We start from the raw sequence: 18,759 nt of genomic DNA on the forward strand, positions 1-18,759 counted from the left end.
TTTTCTCGTCATTGCGAGGAGCCCGGAGGGCGACGCAGCAATCCATGGCCCAACGCGGCACCAAGACGCAAGCTTACTCCTTGGATTGCTTCGCCTGCGGCTCGCAATGACGAATTAAGACAGTTTCCACTCCCACCCCATCGGGTCGCCGTCCATCACTTCGACGCCCTGCGCCGCAAGTTCATCACGGATCGCGTCAGAAGCGGCAAAGTCTTTCTCCGCGCGCGCAGCCTTGCGGCGTTCAAACGCTGCGTCGATTTCTGCTTCAGTGATCACCGCGTCTTTCGGTCGAATACGTAGGTCCGTGCGCGCAAGCTCGAACAGGCCGAGACCCAGAACGCTATCGATCAGCTCAACAACAGCACGCTTGATCCCTGCATCAACCTTCTTGGTCGCGAGCGCATCTTCCAAGGCCGTGAGCGCAATCGATGTGTTGAGATCATCGGCGATTGCAGCCTCAAATTTCTCCAGTACAGGCGCAAATTTGGGATGATCGGTCGCGCCGCCGCTTGGCGCATCGACGATGCGTTCCACCAGCATCACGATCCGCTTGAGCCGGGTGAGCGCAGCGGTCAGTCCCTCCCACGAAAACTCCAGCTCGCTGCGGTAATGCGCTTGCAGGCACATCATCCGATAGGCGAGCGGGTGATAGCCTTTGTCGAGCAACAATTGCAGGCGCAGGAACTCGCCGGAAGACTTCGACATCTTGCCAGAGCGCTCAACCAGAAAGTTGTTGTGCATCCAGATATTCGCGCCGGAATTGCGCGCATCGGATAGCCCGCCGCAGCCGCAAAACGCCTGGTTCTGCGCAATCTCATTGGGGTGGTGAATTTCGCGGTGATCAATGCCGCCGGTGTGAATATCGAATGGAAAACCAAGCAGTTTCTCGCCCATGACCGAGCATTCTAGGTGCCAGCCGGGAGCGCCCTTGCCCCACGGGCTGTCCCATTCCATCTGGCGCTTTTCGCCAGCGGGTGTCTTGCGCCAAATCGCAAAGTCAGCCGCGTTGCGTTTGCCTTCGACTGTGTCGATCCGGCCTTCGCCATCTTCGGTTACGGCGCGCGCCAGCCGCCCGTAATCCTCGATGGTTGAGACATCGAAATAAAGCCCGCTTTCCAGCTCATAGCAGTGCTTGTCAGCAATGCTCTTTGCGAACTCCAGCATCTCTTCGATGTAATCCGTCGCGACCGACCATTTGGCAGGCTGGCGGATATTGAGCGCCTTCACATCCGCCCAATAGGTCTCGGTGTAATGCTGCGCGATGTCCCAGATGCTTTGCGCCTTTTCAGACGCCATCTTCTCCATCTTGTCCTCGCCCGCATCCGCGTCATCGGTCAGATGACCAACATCGGTGATGTTGATGATGTGCGTCAGGTCATAGCCCTTGTGGGACAGGGTCCGCCCAAGAATATCCGCGAAAACATAGGCGCGCATATTGCCGATATGCGGATAGTTATAGACCGTCGGCCCGCAGGTGTAGACGCGCGCCTCGCCTTCATGGACGGGACGGAATGGTTCGATTTCGCGGGTGAGCGAGTTGAAGAGCTTGAGGTCAGTCATTTCGCATCGCGCTTTGCCTCTTGCGTCATCCCAGCGCAAGCTGGGATCTTAGGCGGTAATGTTCAGCTTTGCAGTTTTAGACTCCAGCTTTCGCCGGAGTGACGATTGCTCAAAAGCCCACAAATTTGACGTGCTCGTCCAGCGGCACGCGCTCGCGCTCATAACAATTCACCGGGGCGTCCTCGTCGCGGTAGCCAATCGCCATCCCGCAAAAGAACATGTAGCGCTCGTGATCGAGGCCCAGATGATCGCGGATCACATCCGCGTAATAGGCCATGTATTCCTGAAAACAGCTGTCGAGCCCTTCCTCGCGCAGCAGCAGCGCGACCGATTGCAGCCACATGCCAGTGTCCGACCACTGCGCCTCTTTCATCAGGCGCGGAAAATAGACGAACATAACCGCAGGCGCATCAAAGCTGGTGGCGTTGCGCATCATCGCCTTCATCCGCCCTTCTTTATCTTCGCGCGCAATTTCCATCGCGCCGAACATACCTTTTGAAACGGCGTGGAGGCGCGCTTTGTAGGCGTCCTCTTGCCCCGGTGCATTCCAGTCATATTCTGCTGCTTGCGGAGGCGTAGTGGTGATTTTCGCCTGCAGGTCTGCGAGCGGCTGGCCAGTTAGAACGGTCGCCTCCCACGGCTGAAAATTGCAGCCAGACGCGGCCCAACGCGCGGTGTCCATAACGCGGCGGATCGTCTCCAGCTCGACCGGCTGGTCGGTGAACTGACGCACAGAACGGCGGGATGTGACGGCTTCGGTTACGTTCATTCTTGATGCACTCCAATCAATGGTAGAAGGTCGTCGAAACTTGGAGCCAATACAAACACGCTCTCGTCGTGGTCGGAGTTTGTCATATCATAGCAAACGATTGGCATATGCTCCGGCGACCGAAGATCAAAAGCCAGCGCTTCACCCCCACCGTTACCGGCAAAAACAAAGAAGTCCGGAAAGAACTTTTTCTGCCACCCCTCAGTTTCTCCTCTTATCGTGAATTCGACTGTGTCGAGGCAGAAATTCCAAGGTTGAACCGGTAATGGTCCCTCACCACCGTTCGATTCTCGAAGGAGTTCAAGATAGCTAAGCGGCAGCTTCCGTGGAGCGATCCTAGACAAGCGCTCAATCTCAGCATCGCTCGCGCCCGGCTGACCGAACCATTCTCGACCTCCGAGAATGCTCACCGACGCCCCTTGCCCTTCTCATCCTCAAACAACTCCGCAAGCTGCTCCATGATCGTGCCGCCGAGCTGCTCGACATCCATAATCGTCACCGCGCGGCGATAGTACCGGGTCACATCGTGGCCGATACCGATTGCGACGAGTTGGACCGGTGAGACATTCTCAATCCACTCGATCACGCCGCGCAAATGCGCCTCCAGATAGCCCGCCGAATTCACGCTCAGCGTGCTGTCATCAACCGGCGCGCCGTCAGAAATTACCATCATGATCCGGCGATCTTCTGGCCGGTGGATCAGGCGGGAATGCGCCCACATCAACGCCTCGCCATCGATGTTCTCTTTCAGCAGCCCCTCGCGCATCATCAGGCCGAGATTGCGGCGCGCGCGGCGCCATGGCTCATCCGCTTGCTTGTAGATGATATGGCGCAGATCATTGAGCCTGCCCGGCCCCTGCGGCTTACCATCGGCGAGCCAGGCCTCGCGAGACTGCCCGCCCTTCCAGGCGCGCGTGGTGAAGCCCAGGATCTCTGTTTTGACCCCGCAGCGCTCCAGCGTGCGCGCCAGAATATCCGCGCTGATCGCGGCGATGGAAATCGGCCGCCCTCGCATAGAGCCGGAATTGTCGATTAGCAGCGTGACGACAGTATCGCGAAATTCAACATCACGCTCCACCTTGTAAGATAGCGCGGTGCCCGGTGAGATCACCACGCGGGCCAACCGTGCGGCATCGAGCACACCCTCTTCCTGATCAAAGTCCCAGCTGCGGTTCTGCTGCGCCATCAGGCGGCGCTGTAAGCGGTTGGCCAGCCGCGTAACCACGCCTTGCAGGCCGGTCAGCTGACTATCGAGATAGGCGCGCAAGCGGTCGAGCTCTTCCGCATCGCACAGCTCCGGTGCCTCAATAATCTCATCGAAATTCTCGGTGAACGGCTTGTAGTCCAGCCCATCAGGAATGTCGGCCTGCGGGCGGTTCGGGCGGACAGGCGCATTGCTCGCATCGCCGTCTTCACCGGGCTCGCCATCCTGCATTTCCTCTTCGCCGGACAGCTCGGTATCAGCGTCGCCGTCGCCATCACCTTCCGCCTGTTCGCCCGCCATATCGGTGGCCTGCGGATCGGCGTCGCCTTCTTGCTGCTCGTCGCCCTCTTGCTCGTCGACGGCGCCTTCTTCCTCGTCGCCGTCGTCATTATCCGCCTCATCAGGCGCATCTTGCGGGCGGGTGAGATCGAGATCGCGCAGCATATCGAGCGCGAGCTTTTGAAACGCCTGTTGGTCTCCCAGCGTATCCGCAAGGCTGCTGAGATCATCGCCAATGCGCTCTTCAATAAATTCGCGCACCATTTCGACCCCGGCGCGCGCCTGCTCTGGCACCGCCAGCCCGGTCAATTTCTCACGCACGATCAGCGACAGTGCGCTTTCGAGCGGGACCTCACTGTTATTTTGGGCGCGCGCAATTGGATCGGTCGCGGTGCGCTGCTCCACCGCCGCATCAAGATTGGAGCGAATGCCACCAAATGCGTTTGCGCCGAGAGCCTCGTAACGCACCTGCTCAATCGCATCATAGCACGCGCGCGCCACCGGCTCTGGCGGGCTGCCGCTGGAGTGCAATCCGGCGTTGTGATGGCGCAGTTTGAGCGAGAAGCTGTCGGCAAACCCGCGCGCCTCGGTGACTTGCTCAGCGGGCAAATCGCGGCCCGGCAAGGGCACGCGAAAACGATTGCCCGCAGAGCCCGGCACATCCGCGCTCCACGCAACCTCCACCTCCGCATCGCGCGCAATTGCGCGGCTGGCGCCAGTCAGCGCCTGCTTAAACGTGTCGAGAGGGGATTCTTCGGCCATTCCAATCCTATTGTGAGCTCCCGCGAAGGCGGGAGTCCCAAGCACAAGCGAGGAGGTCCCCGCCTGCGCGGGGACTCACACTCCTAAACGATCTTCTGACCCGTCTTCGCCCAGTCCGCCATAAACGCATCAATGCCCTTGTCGGTCAGCGTGTGGTTGAACAGAGCTTTGATCACTTTCGGCGGTGCCGTCATGACGTCGGCCCCGATCTTCGCGCTTTCGAGCACGTGGGTGACGTGGCGCACGCTGGCGACCAGAATTTCGGTCTCAAACATGTAATTGTCGTAGATCAGGCGGATGTCTTCGATCAGGTCCATCCCGTCAAAACCATTGTCATCGTGGCGGCCTACGAAGGGCGAGATGAAGCTCGCCCCAGCCTTCGCCGCGAGCAGCGCCTGATTGGCCGAGAAACACAGGGTCACATTGACCATGGTGCCGTCCCCGGTCAGCGCTTTGCAGGTCTTCAGACCATCAATCGTCAGTGGCACCTTGATGCAGACATTGTCGGCGATTTTGCGCAGCACCTCTGCCTCACGCATCATGGTTTCGTGATCAAGCGCGACGACTTCGGCCGACACTGGGCCATCGGTGATCCCGCAAATTTCCTTCGTCACTTCCATAAAGTCGCGGCCCGACTTGTGGATCAGCGATGGATTGGTGGTGACCCCATCAAGGAGGCCGGTCGCAGCCAGTTCTTTAATGTCGTCAATTTCGGCGGTGTCGGCAAAGAATTTCATCTCGTCTCAGGCTCCTGGTGGCAGATCACGAATCGTCAGACCTGATTGGCATAGCGCGGACACGCTGACCAGCCACGCAGACGCCTGCTCTCCACGGTAACGTCAGCAATATGATGATTATTGCGCGGCCGCACCTTGCCGATGGTCGTCAGCCGCGCCCATATTAAAGGCCGATCATGAACCGCGTCCGCCTCCTTGTCCTCAATGCCGCGCTTGGCCCGCTTGATTACAAGCTGCCGGACGGGGTGAGCGCGCCTGCTGGAACGGTGGTGCTCGCCCCGCTTGGCCCGCGCACAGTCACCGGCATTGTCTGGGACGAGGGTCGCTTGCCGGGCCGCGAGTTTGACCCGAGTAAACTGCGCGCGATCCGCGAAGTACTGCCGGTCCCGCCGCTCTCAGAGCCACTGCGCAGGCTGATCGAGTGGACTGCGGATTATTACTGCGCCGCGCTGGCCAGTGTGGCGCGCATGGTCCTTTCCAGCGGAGGTGCGCTCGGCGGCCCTGCGACCATGACCGAATACCGTCTGAGCGGATCGGAAGGCTCGGGCCGGATGACGCCGCAGCGCAAGCTGGCGCTTGAGGCTTTGGTGGGAGAGCAAGGCACCATCCGCGAGCTCGCCGGGATCGCTAGCGTATCAGAAGGCGTGCTGCGCGGAATGGTGAACGCCGGGCTGATTGAGCCGCTGACGGTCGCGATTGATCGCCCCTTCCCGCCAGCCAACCCAGAGCATTGGGTGCCGGAGCTATCCCCTGATCAGGCCGAGGTTTCCGATAGGCTGGTGAAAGCGGTGGCAGCGCGGGAATATGCACCGTTCCTGCTCGACGGGGTAACGGGGTCGGGCAAGACCGAAACCTATTTTGAGCCTGTTGCGGAAGCCATCCGGCAGGGGCGACAAGTGCTTGTGCTGCTGCCCGAAATTGCGCTCACTGAGAATTTCCTTGTGCGCTTTGAGCAGCGCTTTGGCACGCCGCCCGTGCTGTGGCATTCATCGCTCAAATCCACCGAGCGAAGGCGCGCTTGGAGAGCCATTGCCAACGGCACGGCGGGCGTTGTTGTTGGCGCTCGCTCAGCGCTGTTTTTACCCTATGCGAACCTTGGCCTGATTATCGTCGATGAAGCGCATGAGGTCAGCTTTAAGCAAGACGAGGGCGTGCGCTACAACGCCCGCGATGTCTCCGTGATGCGTGCCCGGTTTGAGAAAATTCCAGTGGTGCTCGCCAGCGCGACCCCAGCGCTTGAAAGCCTGCACATGGCATCAACCGGCATTTACGAGCGGCTGGAATTGCCGAGCCGGTTTGGCGGTGCGACTTTGCCCAAAATTCGCCTCGTCGACCTAACTCAGGAACAGCCAGGCAGCGGACGCTGGCTGGCCCCGCCTCTGGTCGCCGCGCTGGAAGATCGTCTGGCGAAGGGCGAGCAATCGCTCCTGTTCCTAAACCGCCGCGGCTTTGCTCCGCTGACCCTGTGCCGCAATTGCGGGCACCGCTATCAGTGCCCCAATTGCAGCGCATGGATGGTGGAGCATCGCCTGTCCGCCCGCCTCGCCTGCCACCATTGCGGGCACGAAACAGCGGTCCCGGACAAATGCGCAGAATGCGGGGAGCCGGATTGCCTCGTAGCCTGCGGCCCCGGCGTCGAGCGCATCGCAGATGAAGTCGCAGAGCTGTTTCCTGAGGCTCGCGTGGCGGTCGCCACCTCCGACACTTTAGGATCGCCCGAACGCGCCGCTGAATTCATCGCGCAGGCAGAAGGCGGAGCTATTGACGTGATCGTCGGCACACAGCTGGTGACCAAAGGCTTCCACTTTCCAGAGCTGACCTTGGTCGGCGTCGTTGATGCAGATCTAGGCCTGGAAGGCGGCGACTTGCGCGCGGCTGAGCGAACCTATCAGCAGGTCGCGCAGGTCGCTGGACGCGCTGGGCGCGGAGCAAAACCGGGCGAGGTTCTGATCCAGACGCGCCACACCGACGCGCCAGTCATCGCCGCGCTTGAGGCGGGCGACCGCGATGCGTTTTACGAGGCTGAAACCGAAGCCCGCAAAGACGCAGGCGCCCCGCCTTTTGGCCGGTGGGCCGCTATCATATTGTCGAGCGAAGATGAGAGGGAAGCGCGCGCTGCGGCCATGCGGCTGGGCGATACGCGGCCAGATCAGAACGACCTCTATATCCTCGGGCCAGCACCCGCTCCGCTGGCTCTGCTGCGCGGCCGCTACCGCTACCGCTTCCTCGTCAATGCGCGTCGCTCCGCCAATCTGCAAAAGGTCATTCGCGGCTGGCTGGATGCGCATGATTTCCCACCGGGCCTGCGCGTCGGCGTCGATATCGATCCCTATAGTTTCGTTTAAACAAACAGTTCGGCACTTTTTGCAGGCCTGAGCATTAGAAGCCCATGGCATCCAACCCTATCCTCATTCCCATCCTCGGCGATCAGCTGACCCGCACGCTCGCCAGCCTTCGTGGGCGCACCAAGAACGATAGCGTCATCCTGATGATGGAGGTCTGGGACGAGGCGACATACGTCAAACATCACAAGCAAAAGATCGCGCTCATCTTCTCCGCGATGCGCCATTTTGCCGCAGAGCTGGAAGAGGCAGGCTGGCAGGTCGACTATGTGAAGCTGACGGATAGCGACAATTCGGGTAGCTTTACTGGCGAAGTCGCCCGCGCAATTGAGCGGCACGATCCGCGCGCAGTCCATGTGGTTGAGGCAAGCGAATGGCGCGTCCAACAAGCCATCGAGGAATGGCCAGGCAAGTTCGCCTGCGAAGTCGAGATTCTGCCAGACGACCGGTTCCTCTGCTCGCACGCCGAGTTTGAGGAATGGGCCGAGGGGCGCAAGCACCTGACCATGGAGCATTTCTACCGCGAAATGCGCCGCAAGACCGGCCTGCTCATGCTAGACGATGGCAAGCCGAAAGGCGGCGAATGGAACCTCGACAAGCAGAACCGCGAACCGCCCAAGGGCGATATGGACGCGCCCGCTCGGCCCAAGTTCGAACCCGATGAAATCACTCGCGAAATGCTTTCCCTCGTCAAGGACAAATTCTCCGACCATTTCGGCGATCTGGAACCCTTCGAGTGGCCCGTGACCAGCGCCGAGGCAGAGCAAGCCGCCGATGCGTTTTTCGCGGAGCGGATCGAGAATTTCGGCCCCTATCAGGACGCCATGGTCTTCGGCTCAGACGACCTCTACCACTCCATGCTTTCAACCAGCATCAATTGCGGGTTGCTCGACCCGATCGCTCTGTGTGAGCGCGCTGAGCAGGCCTATGAGGATGGCCGCGCGCCGCTCAATTCGGTCGAGGGCTTCATCCGCCAGATCATCGGTTGGCGCGAGTATATTCGAGGTTTCTACTGGCACTTTATGCCGGGCTTGGAAGAGGCCAATGATCTGGAGGCGACGCGCGCCCTGCCCGAGTTTTTCTGGACCGGTGAGACGGATATGCGGTGCCTCTCGGACTGCATTCGCTCAACCAAAGAAAACGCGCACGCACATCACATTCAGCGCCTCATGGTGCTTGGCAATTTCTGTCTGCTGGCCGGAATCGATCCGCGCGCGGTGCAGGATTGGTATCTCGCGGTTTATGCCGATGCCTATCAATGGGTGGAGCTGCCCAATGTCTCCAGCATGATCCTCTATGCCGATGGCGGTGCGCTGGCGACGAAACCCTATGCGGCGAGCGGCAATTATATCAATAAGATGTCCGATTACTGCAAAGAATGCAGCTATTCCGTGAGCAAGAAGACGGGCGACGGCGCATGCCCGTTCAACCCGCTTTATTGGCACTTTATGGACCGCCACCGGGACCGCCTTTCGAGCAGTCACCGCATCGGCAGGATCTATGCGACGTGGGACCGGATGGGCGATGAGAAGAAGCAGGAATATCTCTCCAGCGCGGAGAGCTTCCTTGAGACACTTGAGCCCGCTCGCGATGGCTGGGCGCGCGATTAAACCGGAGAATTATCCGGCAGACAGCGCCTTCATTAGGCCCGCCGCAGCGCCGGTATCGACATATTCGCGCAGCATAGTGATCTTGCCATCCGACACCTCACCGACAACGCACACCATCAGGTCGAGCTGGCTGCCATCGGGCAAAGTCCCGCGCACCCGATGCTCTTCGACAAAGCCCGTTTCAGTGCCCGAGCGAACCGCCTCTTCGTAGCGAAAATCAGGAACAACCGCATTCACCATTCCGGTGAATTTCAGCAGCCGATCGCGGTCCATTTCGGGTCCGCCGTTCTGTGATCCGCGAAAGCCCTCAGCGCAGCATTCTCGCGCGCGCTCCAGATCGTTGTTCTCAAATGCGGCGAACAATTGCTTTGCAAGGTCAGGTCCAGTCATAGCGGCGATGGTAACCGGCATTGCGGCGCTTGAGAAGCACCAGCACGCCAGAGGCCAATCGCGCGCATTGCCACAAAAGGCTCGACAATCCCGCCTCCTACCGCAAAAGCTCGCCGCACAAACACTTTGGGAGCTTACCATCATGCTGACTGTCCATCACCTTCGCATTTCGCAATCCGAACGCATTGTTTGGCTGTGTGAGGAGCTGGGCATTGAGTATGATCTCAAGCTTTACAATCGCGATCCGGAAACGCGGCTGGCCCCGGCGGAATTGAAGGCGCTGCACCCGATGGAGATCGCCCCGCTGATCGAGGACAAAGGCACGCTGCTGGGTGAAAGCGGCGCAATCGTCGATTATATCATCGGCAAATATGCGCCCAGCACAGATCTGGTCCCAAGCCCGGACAGCCCCGATTTTGCCGATCACCTCTATTGGTTCCACTTCGCCAATGCGACGCTGATGACGAACGGCATGATGAGCATCGCTGTAAACGCGGTTGGCGCGGAAATGCCGCCGCCTCTGATGAAGCGGATCACCAATGCCTGGGCAGCGATTGAACAGCCGGCTGGGCGAAGCGGATTACTTTGGCGGATCGCAGCTAACGACGGCCGACATTATGATGGGCTTCTCGCTCACAACGGCGCGCGCTTTCAACGACATGAGTATCGACCATATGCCCAATCTCAAGGCCTATTTGCAGCGGATCGGCGCACGCGATGCCTACCAAGCGGCTATGGCCAAGGCAGAACCGGGCTTTCCGCCGAAACTCGACTAAGGCGGGCTGAGCAGCGAGATTGGCGGGGAACCGCGCCCGCAGATGCAAAGTGGAACGGGTTCTGACTATGTTACACGCGCCGATAAGGTCTCTTCTTGCTCTGGCTATAGCGGCATTGATCGCGGCGTGCGCGCCTGCATCTGACACTTCGCAATCTGGCACAGCAATCGCACCAATCCATCTCGACGACATCCATTACATCGTGAGAGATGAGGAGGCCGCAGTCGCCTTTTTCGAGGACAATTTCAGCGGCCGAGAAATGGCGCATCCGGGCGAGCGGTTCGACCTCGCGCGCTTCGTGTCGCTCAAGTGGCAGGGGCCCACGATAACGATTACCAAAACCGGGCCCTATGAGGAGCTTCCCGCCGATCGCAACCAGCGCTGGCTTGAGGCTGAGATCATCGATCCAGTGTCTGAGATTGACCAGCCAGTCTACGGGGCCAGATGGCTAGCGATTGCGACACCATCGCTGGAGGAGGCGCGCCAAAGCCTGTCCGCGAATGGGGTCCAGTTTGCGCCCGGCGACATCTCTCTACCAATGGAACCGGAGGCGAGAGCCTTTGGCATATTGGGGCCAGATGGCGCGCTCATTGTCATTGTTGAGCGGGCCGACATGGATTTTGGCGAGGCGCAATATGCGATCGACCACATTCAATTTCTGGTCGAAGATGTCGATGCAAACGCAGGCTTCTTTGCTGAAATTTTCGATGCCGAAACCACCGCAATGAGCGACCATTCTGCTGAACTGAAAGTGGCAGATGCAAAGCTCGTGCTATCCACGCCTGAGGGATTGGGCCTAAGCACAGATGCTGTCGCCCCTCGGGCCAAAGAAGGCGCAATTCGCATTGGTCTCGATCACCTCGGCTTTCTCTATGAGGACATCAAAGAAGCGGTGGACGGCGCATCGACCAATGGCCGCACGCCAGTCTTTGAGCCGCAGCGCTATATCTATCGCGGCAAGCCCACCGTCTACACCTTCACAGCGTTCCGCATGCCGGACGATTTCTCAATCGAAATGGTTCAGGCCGATGGCCGCATTGGCCCGCACTCTTATTACGTGGATCAGGCGGCCAAGCCCTAGCGAGCAGCCAAAAGCCTACTGAGCTAGGCCGCGAATGCCTCCGCAGCCATGGCTTCAACGGTAGCCATCGCCTCGCGCCAAGGGCCGGGCCCATAGCTGATCCGGGACACCCCGAGCGCCGCCAGCTCTGCATTGCTCACCATGCCGGGCAAGCGCATGGCATTGATCGGAATGTTTGTTTCCCCGCACATCCTTTTAATGAGAGCAGGATCGCTTAGGCCCGGTACAAAGAAGCACCCTGCCCCGGCCTCGTGATAAGCCTGCGCGCGCAATGGCTGCATCGACTAGCTCCGCTTGATTGGGGTCTTCACCTGCCATCAAGGGCCCGAGGAAGGTGTCGGTGCGGGCGTTCACGAACAGGCCTGCGGCCGAGACGGCGGCAATACGTTCCGCTTGCTCAGCCACATCGCGCAGACCATCGCCTCCGATCAAGCGGTCCTCCAGATTGCAACCAATTGCCCCTGCCTCAGCCAATGCCGCCGCATTGGCTGAGAGCTGGTCCAGTCTCGCAGCGAAGCCGCTCTCCATATCCACGCTCAAGGGCAGGCCAGATGTCGCCGCGGCAATCTGTTTGGCCGTCACGATCAGTGCCTCGAAAGGGATCGCCTCGCCATCGTCGAACCCCTGCGCGCTAGGCCAGTCCGGCGCTGCCGGTTGCAATCGCTTTCGCGCTCGGCCTTGGCAACCGCTTGAGCGCTGGCCGCGTCCCAGATGTTGAACAGGATCAGCGGCTCGCCAGCGATATGGAGCGCTGCAAATTCAGATTTGGTCATGTTAAAACAGCTCCTCTTGATCGCTGCCGCTTTCCGCGCCTTCACGCTTGAGCAGCTCCGCCTTGATTTCGGGCCCATAGGCATAACCGCCGATTGAGCCATCGGCCTGCACCACCCGGTGGCATGGGATCAGCACAGCAATATTGTTCGCGCCGTTTGCGCCTCCCACTGCGCGGCTGGCTTTAGGATTGCCGAGCGCGGCGGCGAGTTCGCCATAGCTGCGCGTTTCGCCAGCCGGGATTTCGCGCAAAGCCTGCCAGACCTTCTGCTGAAATGCGGTGCCCTTCACATCCAGCGGGATGTGGGCTGCATTGATGCTCGGGTCTTCCACCGCTTTGGTGACCTCATCAAACAGCGCGCGAAACTCGCCGCTGCCTTCGATCAGTTCCGCCTTGGGAAAGCGGGCGCGCAGCTCTGCCTCGCCTTCGTTAAAGGCCAGGCAGCACACGCCATTATCGGTCGCCGCGACCAGCATTTCGCCGAGCGAAGTTTCAATCACGCTCCAATGCACAATGCGCCCTGCGCCGCCGCCCGCCCAATCCTTTGCCGACATACCGAGCCTGCCTTTCGTCTCATCATAAAACCGCGACGGAGCCGAATATCCCGCCTCGTAAACTGCCTCAGTCACCGAGGCCTCCTCGCCTAAGGCCTCGCGCACCCGCTCCTCGCGCAATGCCCGCGAGTAGGCTGCGGGCGACAGACCGGTGGCGCGTTTAAACACGCGCTGAAAATGGGTTGGCGAGTAGCCGGTGAGCTCAGCCAAATCGTCCAAGGTTGGCCGCCCCTCAGAGGCCTTGATCTCATCAATCGCGGCCAGCACTGCCGCTTCGTCCCGCCCAACATCATCGGGCAAGCAGCGCTTGCACGCCCTCAGCCCAGCTTCGCGCGCCTCAGCCCCGGTTGCGAAGAACCGAACATTTGCAGGTGAAGGATGGCGAGCGGCGCATGACGGACGGCAATAGATGCCCGTGGTCAGCACGCCGGTCACGAACCGCCCGTCAAAACTGCGGTCGCGCTGCGTTACGGCAGCCCAGGCTTGCTCAAAGGGGATTTCGTTCTTGCTCATGCAATCTGTCTTAGCCCAATGCGCAGTTAGTCACATCCCGAAGCTTGCGGTCAAAGTGAATGCCCGGCAAATACGCAGAGATGAACCGCATTCTCTTTGCCCTGCTAGGCTTCTTTATCCTGCTCACCCCTATCAGCGCTCAGGCCGATGCCGGCGATGTTGACGCCGCTGCCAGAGGCGTTGTTCGCGTGGTCATTATCGGCAGCGATGGCGAAGAAGTCTTTCCGATCAGCCATGGCAGCGGCTTTGCGGTCAGCCCGACGAAGATCGTCACAAACGCCCACGTCGTGCGCGAGGCGCTGCAGGATGACACATTGCGGATCGGCATTGTCCCGACAGAGGGCGAAGAAGGCGGCTTTGGCCGGGCGATTGCGGTCAGCCCTCGCAATGATCTGGCCTTGATTGAAATTACCGAAGGCTCGCTGCGCCTGCCACCGCTAACACTTGCGGGCGCACACAGCAGCGATATGGGCGAGGTTTCGGCCGTGGGCTATCCGATGAATGTCGATGTCGCTCAGGGGCTGGAGTTCGGCGACATCTTCCGCGCGCAGCCGCCGGTCAAAAGCCGAGGCTTCTTATCTGGCGAGCGCCCCAGCCGGCAATTTGACACGATCCTGCACACGGCCCCGATTGCGCGCGGCAATTCTGGCGGACCGCTGCTCGATGGCTGCGGCCGTGTCCTCGGCGTCAATTCCTTTGGGGCCGATTCGGACGGGTCGGATGCGGAGTTTTACTTCGCAGTGTCCTTGCGTGAATTGCTCCCCTTCCTGCGCGCGAACGACATAGAGCCGCGCACCAATGCCCTGCCCTGCCGTTCTATCGATGAACTCAACGCAGCTGAGCGCGACCGCTTTGAACAAGAGCGCGCCGAGGCCCGCGCATTGGTCGCCGCGCGCGAGGCCGAGCTCGCTGACAAACGCGCCGCTGCCATGCGTCAGGCGCAATTTGAAGTGATGGAAGAGCGCGACAATGCGATGGCCCTGGCCATGCTGCTCGCGGTTGTTGCACTTGGTTCTGGATATATCGCCTATCAGGCCCGCCGTGACGGAGCAAAGGGCAACAAGGTCATGATCGCTGCTGGAATTGGCGGCGCAGCCCTGATTGGCACAATGATCGTCTGGGTTACGCGCCCTGCGTTCTCCGAGATTGAAGAACGGGTCGCCGCCGCGATGGAAGAAGCAGAAGCGCCTGCGAGCGATGATCCTTCCTCGCTGGCTGATGATGGCACGCTGCTATGTACCTTTATTCCAGAGCGCAGCCGCGTGACCGGCGCCCGGACCGATGATGTTGAGTTTGATTGGGCCGCAGACGGCTGCGTCAACGGCCGCACGCAATATGGCATGGCAGGCGGGGAATGGTCGCGCGTGTTCGTTCCCAATGACGAGGCCGCGGTCTCGGTGAATTCCTACGATCCGCAGACCCGGATTTTCCAAACTGACCGGTATCTCTTGCGCCGAGGCCCAATGCAGGAGGCCCGCGAGGCGCGCTCCAAATATAAGCCTGCCTCCTGCGGCGTCACCGATGCGGCGAGCCAATTGGGCGAACAGCAATCCGCCGTGCTGGCGCTGCTCCCGGACCGCCCGAATGAGCGGCTGGTCTACACCTGCGAATCCCGCGCCAGTTCAGCGGGCACGACCGGCGGCGATGCGGTGGAGGGAGAGGAGTGAGCTCCCCTCCCCACAACTGCGTACTGACTAAGCCGCCAGCGCTTCACCGCTCAGCGTGATGCGGTGCATCTCGCGGCGGTGGTAAGCGTAATCATTGATCGCATTGTGCCAGCTGGTCCGGTTGTCCCAGATTGCCACTGTGCCAGGTGCCCATTGCAAGCGGCACTGATTGTCATCGGTTAGCGCTGCATCGAGCAGCTTGGTGAGCAAAGGCAGGCTTTCCTCGCGCGTTTGCCCAACGAAATTGATCGTGAAGCCGCCATTCACATAGAGCAGCTTGCGACCTGTCTGAGGATGGCGGATCACCACAGGATGCACCGCGCCCGTTTTCAGGTCTTGTCCGCGCAGTGATTTCCCCATGTCGGTTTGCGCATAAAGACCATCGGTCTTGTAAACGTGGTCCGCGGTGTGATAGGCCTCTAACCCCTCAATCTCAGCCTTCAGATCGTCCGGCAGAGCATCATATGCCGCGCCCATATGTGCCCACATGGTGTCTCCACCTTGCGGAGGGAGTTCGCGCGCGACGAGCACGGAACCCATCGCCGGGATTTGGTCATAGGAATGATCGGTATGCCATGCGCCGCCAATATTGGTCGATTGATCGGCCTCTTTCTTCACCACCGCGATTTCGTTGAAATCTTCCTGCAACGGGAAATAATTGTTCACATCGATGCCGCCCCAACGGCGTCCAAATTTGATGTGATCTTCCGGTGAAAATTCCTGATCACGAAACACAGCAACACCGTGCTCATAAATCGCCTGCTTGATCTCCAGTAGCTCAGCATCGCTGCAATCCGCCAGCGAAACGCCCGAAACTTCCACGCCGCATTGCGGCGCCATCTTTGTATGGTGCATGTTTGCCTCTCCTCTGGTCCGTTTCTAAAAGAAATTGATCTGAGCGCAAGTTTGCCCCGCCAAGTCACCTAACGCTTCCCGCCAGACGCACACCGTGTAGACAGAGCGCGGCCTAAATCCGGGGAACAACACAATGCTAAAGCTCGCCAAGGTGCTGATCGGCCTCATTGCCGCTCTTCACATATACATCGCATGGTTTGAAATCTTCGCGTGGGAGACACGCGGGCCAAGCGTTTTCCCTGCGTTCCCGTCAGAGCTCTTCTCCCAGACTGTCTCAATGGCAGCGAACCAGGGACTATATAATGGGTTCTTGGCGGCAGGCCTAATCTGGTCGCTGCTGATCACAGATTCGAAGTGGCAAGCCAACGTCGCATTTTGCTTTCTGGCGTTCGTGGCAATAGCGGGCATCTTTGGCGCGTTCACGGTTTCCCCAAGGATCGCGATAGTCCAAACTGCACCAGCTTTTGCGGCGATGATCTGCCTGTTTATCGGGCGCCTCAATGCAAGGTCCCAACTGCCATAGAGCCACAGGACGCAAGCACGTTTGCACAAGATGCAACCAATAAGAGCGGACTCGGCTTGCATCACCTCACACCCGATGCTAGGCGCGCGCCAGCTTTGCCGGAAGACCAATTTGGGCTCTGGAACAGACAAAGCGATGCATCGTTTTTTCGATAGACCCAAGAGGACTTTAAACGCGTGGATATTTCCGCCGGTATTCAGGCTAGCCTTGCAGGACGTTACGCTTCAGCTCTTTTCGAGCTGGCAGCGGAGAACGGGACTGTAACCGCTGTCGAGACAGACCTTGAAGGTCTTGCTGCTGCGCTCACCGATTCGGCTGAGCTGCGCGCTGTTACAACCAACCCAGAGCTTTCGCGCAGCCAGCAGGCCGCAGCGATTAAAGGCGTCGCGGGCCACCTCGGCCTTAGCGAGCTTACTCAGAACTTTCTCGGCGTGCTCGCCGGCAACCGCCGCCTGTCGGCTTTGCCCGACATGATCCGCGCGTTTCAGATGATCGCGGCGGCTCAGCGCGGCGAGGTTACCGCCGATGTCGCCAGCGCTCACCCGCTCAGCGCCGAACAACTTTCCGCCCTCAAGGACAAGCTGACCGCACGCGAAGGTCGCACTGTTAAAGTGAACCCCAGCGTCGACCCAGAGCTTCTTGGCGGGCTTGTCGTCACTATTGGATCGCAGCGCATTGATGGCTCGATCCGTACTCGTCTCAATTCTCTCGCCCAGGCAATGAAGGCCTAAAGGACTACGAACATGGAAATCCGCGCAGCAGAAATCTCCAAGGTCATCAAAGACCAGATCGCCAATTTCGGTACCGAAGCTGAAGTCAGCGAAGTCGGCTCCGTTCTCTCCGTTGGTGACGGGATCGCCCGTATCCACGGCCTCGATAAGGTTCAGGCCGGTGAGATGGTGGAATTCGCCAACGGAGTTCAGGGCATGGCCCTCAACCTCGAAGCGGACAATGTCGGCGTCGTGATCTTTGGCTCTGACGCAGAGATTAAAGAAGGCGACAGCGTTAAGCGGACCGGCACCATCGTGGACGTTCCCGTTGGCCCGGGCCTGCTTGGCCGCGTGGTCGACGCTCTCGGTAACCCAATCGATGGCAAGGGCCCAATCGAAGCCGCTTCACGCCAGCGCGTTGAAGTAAAAGCGCCGGGCATCATCCCGCGCGAATCGGTTAGCGAGCCCGTGCAGTCCGGCCTCAAAGCGATTGACGCTCTTGTGCCTGTTGGCCGCGGTCAGCGCGAACTGATCATTGGTGACCGCCAAACCGGTAAGACGGCTGTTGCGATCGACACGTTCATCAACCAGAAAAACATCAACCAAGGCGACGACGACAAGAAGAAGCTCTTCTGCGTCTATGTTGCCGTTGGTCAGAAGCGCTCGACCGTTGCTCAAATCGTGAAGCAACTCGAAGAAAACGGCGCGATGGAGTATTCCATCGTTGTCGCCGCGACCGCGTCTGAGCCTGCTCCGCTGCAATATCTCGCGCCTTACACCGGCTGCGCGATGGGCGAGTATTTCCGCGATAACGGCATGCACGCCGTGATCGTGTATGATGACCTTTCCAAGCAAGCTGTGGCTTATCGTCAGATGTCACTGCTTCTTCGCCGTCCGCCAGGCCGCGAAGCGTACCCTGGTGACGTTTTCTACCTTCACAGCCGCCTGCTAGAGCGCGCTGCGAAAATGAACGGCGACAATGGCGGCGGTTCGCTTACCGCTCTGCCAATCATTGAAACACAGGCAGGCGACGTGTCGGCCTATATTCCGACCAACGTGATTTCGATCACCGATGGTCAGATCTTCCTTGAAACCGACCTGTTCTATCAAGGCATCCGTCCAGCGATTAACGTGGGTCTTTCGGTTAGCCGTGTTGGCGGCGCCGCTCAGACCAAGGCGATGAAGAAGGTTTCTGGCTCGATGAAGCTGGACCTAGCGCAATACCGCGAAATGGCGGCCTTTGCTCAGTTCGGTTCAGACCTCGATGCCTCCACACAAAAGCTGCTTAACCGCGGTGCGCGCCTTACCGAGCTGCTCAAGCAAGCTCAGTTCTCGCCAATGCCGTTCGAAGAGCAGACCGTGTCGATCTTCGCTGGCACCAACGGTTACATCGATGATGTGCCGGTTGAGCGCGTGAACGATTACGAAGAGCAAATGCTTGCCTTCATCCGCAGCGAGCATGCCGACATCCTCAGCGAAATCCGCGAGAGCAAGAAGTTCGAAGGCGATGTGAAGGATAAAACCGTCGCAGCGCTCGAATCCTTCGCAAAGCAGTTCGCGTAGGATCAAAGGAGCAAACCTACAAACCCGTTCGTGCTGAGCCTGTCGAAGCACTGCATTCCTTTTCGGACGAACGTCAAAAAGTGAAGAACAGC

17 protein-coding genes and 1 pseudogene are annotated in these 18,759 nt (G+C 59.5%); 8 read left to right on the plus strand and 10 right to left on the minus strand.

The features are described from left to right. Positions 1–114: 114 nt before the first annotated feature. The 5 genes from cysS to fsa all read right to left on the minus strand — a co-directional run bounded on the left by cysS (position 115) and on the right by fsa (position 5,311). Complete coding sequence (cysS, locus tag AC0V6U_RS08030) at positions 115–1,560, minus strand: cysteine--tRNA ligase (protein WP_472645633.1); 1,446 nt, start codon at positions 1,558–1,560, stop codon at positions 115–117. A gap of 109 nt (positions 1,561–1,669) precedes the next feature. Then, positions 1,670–2,329 carry a nitroreductase gene (locus tag AC0V6U_RS08035; protein ID WP_472645634.1) on the minus strand — a complete coding sequence of 220 codons (660 nt, stop codon included), beginning with the start codon at positions 2,327–2,329 and terminating at the stop codon, positions 1,670–1,672. Then, positions 2,326–2,739, minus strand: a complete 414-nt coding sequence (locus AC0V6U_RS08040) for an SMI1/KNR4 family protein (RefSeq protein ID WP_472645635.1) — start codon at positions 2,737–2,739, stop codon at positions 2,326–2,328. The genes AC0V6U_RS08035 and AC0V6U_RS08040 overlap by 4 nt, the downstream gene beginning before the upstream one ends. Then, entirely contained in the window at positions 2,736–4,574 is a 1,839-nt protein-coding gene (gene cobT / locus AC0V6U_RS08045) for a cobaltochelatase subunit CobT (protein WP_472645636.1), read from the minus strand. Before cobT ends, AC0V6U_RS08040 begins: the two co-directional genes overlap by 4 nt. A gap of 83 nt (positions 4,575–4,657) precedes the next feature. After that, positions 4,658–5,311: a fructose-6-phosphate aldolase gene (fsa, locus tag AC0V6U_RS08050; RefSeq protein WP_472645637.1), complete on the minus strand. Its 654-nt coding sequence runs from the start codon at positions 5,309–5,311 to the stop codon at positions 4,658–4,660. A 176-nt stretch (positions 5,312–5,487) separates the two neighbouring features. On the opposite strand from fsa, the gene AC0V6U_RS08055 reads away from it, so the two are divergent. Both AC0V6U_RS08055 and AC0V6U_RS08060 read left to right on the plus strand, forming a co-directional pair. Beyond that, positions 5,488–7,656: a primosomal protein N' gene (locus AC0V6U_RS08055; protein ID WP_472645638.1), complete on the plus strand. Its 2,169-nt coding sequence runs from the start codon at positions 5,488–5,490 to the stop codon at positions 7,654–7,656. A 44-nt stretch (positions 7,657–7,700) separates the two neighbouring features. Continuing rightward, positions 7,701–9,263 carry a cryptochrome/photolyase family protein gene (locus AC0V6U_RS08060; RefSeq protein ID WP_472645639.1) on the plus strand — a complete coding sequence of 521 codons (1,563 nt, stop codon included), beginning with the start codon at positions 7,701–7,703 and terminating at the stop codon, positions 9,261–9,263. Between the two features lie 9 nt (positions 9,264–9,272). Here AC0V6U_RS08060 and AC0V6U_RS08065 read toward each other — a convergent pair whose 3' ends face one another. After that, a complete protein-coding gene (locus tag AC0V6U_RS08065; protein WP_472645640.1) occupies positions 9,273–9,674 on the minus strand; it encodes a nuclear transport factor 2 family protein in 402 nt (133 codons plus the stop codon). A 121-nt stretch (positions 9,675–9,795) separates the two neighbouring features. On the opposite strand from AC0V6U_RS08065, the gene AC0V6U_RS08070 reads away from it, so the two are divergent. After that, positions 9,796–10,494, plus strand: a complete 699-nt coding sequence (locus AC0V6U_RS08070; protein ID WP_472645641.1) for a glutathione S-transferase — start codon at positions 9,796–9,798, stop codon at positions 10,492–10,494. Positions 10,495–10,496: 2 nt separating this feature from the next. Beyond that, the gene (locus tag AC0V6U_RS08075) at positions 10,497–11,510 is read left to right on the plus strand and encodes a VOC family protein (protein WP_486169424.1); all 1,014 of its coding nucleotides are present in this window, start codon (positions 10,497–10,499) and stop codon (positions 11,508–11,510) included. A 23-nt stretch (positions 11,511–11,533) separates the two neighbouring features. On the opposite strand, the pseudogene AC0V6U_RS08080 reads toward AC0V6U_RS08075, so the two are convergent. The 3 genes and pseudogenes from AC0V6U_RS08080 to AC0V6U_RS08090 all read right to left on the minus strand — a co-directional run bounded on the left by AC0V6U_RS08080 (position 11,534) and on the right by AC0V6U_RS08090 (position 13,349). Further along, positions 11,534–12,092 (minus strand): annotated as a pseudogene (locus AC0V6U_RS08080) (isocitrate lyase/phosphoenolpyruvate mutase family protein). Positions 12,093–12,094: 2 nt separating this feature from the next. Further along, on the minus strand, positions 12,095–12,283 hold the full coding sequence (locus AC0V6U_RS08085) for a hypothetical protein (protein ID WP_472645643.1): 189 nt from the start codon (positions 12,281–12,283) through the stop codon (positions 12,095–12,097). Position 12,284: 1 nt separating this feature from the next. Beyond that, positions 12,285–13,349, minus strand: a complete 1,065-nt coding sequence (locus tag AC0V6U_RS08090; protein ID WP_472645645.1) for a bifunctional transcriptional activator/DNA repair enzyme AdaA — start codon at positions 13,347–13,349, stop codon at positions 12,285–12,287. A 59-nt stretch (positions 13,350–13,408) separates the two neighbouring features. Here AC0V6U_RS08090 and AC0V6U_RS08095 point away from each other — a divergent pair, with 59 nt between their 5' ends. Next, positions 13,409–15,016 carry a trypsin-like peptidase domain-containing protein gene (locus AC0V6U_RS08095; protein ID WP_472645646.1) on the plus strand — a complete coding sequence of 536 codons (1,608 nt, stop codon included), beginning with the start codon at positions 13,409–13,411 and terminating at the stop codon, positions 15,014–15,016. A gap of 27 nt (positions 15,017–15,043) precedes the next feature. Here AC0V6U_RS08095 and AC0V6U_RS08100 read toward each other — a convergent pair whose 3' ends face one another. Continuing rightward, a complete protein-coding gene (locus AC0V6U_RS08100; protein ID WP_472645647.1) occupies positions 15,044–15,871 on the minus strand; it encodes a TauD/TfdA dioxygenase family protein in 828 nt (275 codons plus the stop codon). 133 nt (positions 15,872–16,004) lie between these two features. On the opposite strand from AC0V6U_RS08100, the gene AC0V6U_RS08105 reads away from it, so the two are divergent. The 3 genes from AC0V6U_RS08105 to atpA all read left to right on the plus strand — a co-directional run bounded on the left by AC0V6U_RS08105 (position 16,005) and on the right by atpA (position 18,667). Next, positions 16,005–16,394, plus strand: coding sequence for a DUF1304 domain-containing protein (locus tag AC0V6U_RS08105; protein ID WP_472645648.1), 390 nt, complete (start codon positions 16,005–16,007; stop codon positions 16,392–16,394). A gap of 176 nt (positions 16,395–16,570) precedes the next feature. Beyond that, positions 16,571–17,125, plus strand: coding sequence for a F0F1 ATP synthase subunit delta (locus AC0V6U_RS08110; protein WP_472645649.1), 555 nt, complete (start codon positions 16,571–16,573; stop codon positions 17,123–17,125). A gap of 12 nt (positions 17,126–17,137) precedes the next feature. Then, positions 17,138–18,667, plus strand: a complete 1,530-nt coding sequence (atpA, locus tag AC0V6U_RS08115) for a F0F1 ATP synthase subunit alpha (RefSeq protein WP_472645650.1) — start codon at positions 17,138–17,140, stop codon at positions 18,665–18,667. The last annotated feature ends 92 nt before the right edge of the window (positions 18,668–18,759 follow it).

It is taken from the genome of Erythrobacter sp. W36, assembly GCF_057364935.1.

What these genes read in the sequence shown, in the direction of transcription:
- cysS (WP_472645633.1), bottom strand. Translation starts at nt 1,560, where the DNA reads ATGACTGACCTCAAGCTCTTCAACTCGCTCACCCGCGAAATCGAACCA.
- AC0V6U_RS08035 (WP_472645634.1), bottom strand. Translation starts at nt 2,329, where the DNA reads ATGAACGTAACCGAAGCCGTCACATCCCGCCGTTCTGTGCGTCAGTTC.
- cobT (WP_472645636.1), bottom strand. Translation starts at nt 4,574, where the DNA reads ATGGCCGAAGAATCCCCTCTCGACACGTTTAAGCAGGCGCTGACTGGC.
- fsa (WP_472645637.1), bottom strand. Translation starts at nt 5,311, where the DNA reads ATGAAATTCTTTGCCGACACCGCCGAAATTGACGACATTAAAGAACTG.
- AC0V6U_RS08055 (WP_472645638.1), top strand. Translation starts at nt 5,488, where the DNA reads ATGAACCGCGTCCGCCTCCTTGTCCTCAATGCCGCGCTTGGCCCGCTT.
- AC0V6U_RS08060 (WP_472645639.1), top strand. Translation starts at nt 7,701, where the DNA reads ATGGCATCCAACCCTATCCTCATTCCCATCCTCGGCGATCAGCTGACC.
- AC0V6U_RS08065 (WP_472645640.1), bottom strand. Translation starts at nt 9,674, where the DNA reads ATGCCGGTTACCATCGCCGCTATGACTGGACCTGACCTTGCAAAGCAA.
- AC0V6U_RS08070 (WP_472645641.1), top strand. Translation starts at nt 9,796, where the DNA reads ATGCTGACTGTCCATCACCTTCGCATTTCGCAATCCGAACGCATTGTT.
- AC0V6U_RS08075 (WP_486169424.1), top strand. Translation starts at nt 10,497, where the DNA reads ATGTTACACGCGCCGATAAGGTCTCTTCTTGCTCTGGCTATAGCGGCA.
- AC0V6U_RS08085 (WP_472645643.1), bottom strand. Translation starts at nt 12,283, where the DNA reads ATGACCAAATCTGAATTTGCAGCGCTCCATATCGCTGGCGAGCCGCTG.
- AC0V6U_RS08090 (WP_472645645.1), bottom strand. Translation starts at nt 13,349, where the DNA reads ATGAGCAAGAACGAAATCCCCTTTGAGCAAGCCTGGGCTGCCGTAACG.
- AC0V6U_RS08095 (WP_472645646.1), top strand. Translation starts at nt 13,409, where the DNA reads ATGCCCGGCAAATACGCAGAGATGAACCGCATTCTCTTTGCCCTGCTA.
- AC0V6U_RS08100 (WP_472645647.1), bottom strand. Translation starts at nt 15,871, where the DNA reads ATGCACCATACAAAGATGGCGCCGCAATGCGGCGTGGAAGTTTCGGGC.
- AC0V6U_RS08105 (WP_472645648.1), top strand. Translation starts at nt 16,005, where the DNA reads ATGCTAAAGCTCGCCAAGGTGCTGATCGGCCTCATTGCCGCTCTTCAC.
- atpA (WP_472645650.1), top strand. Translation starts at nt 17,138, where the DNA reads ATGGAAATCCGCGCAGCAGAAATCTCCAAGGTCATCAAAGACCAGATC.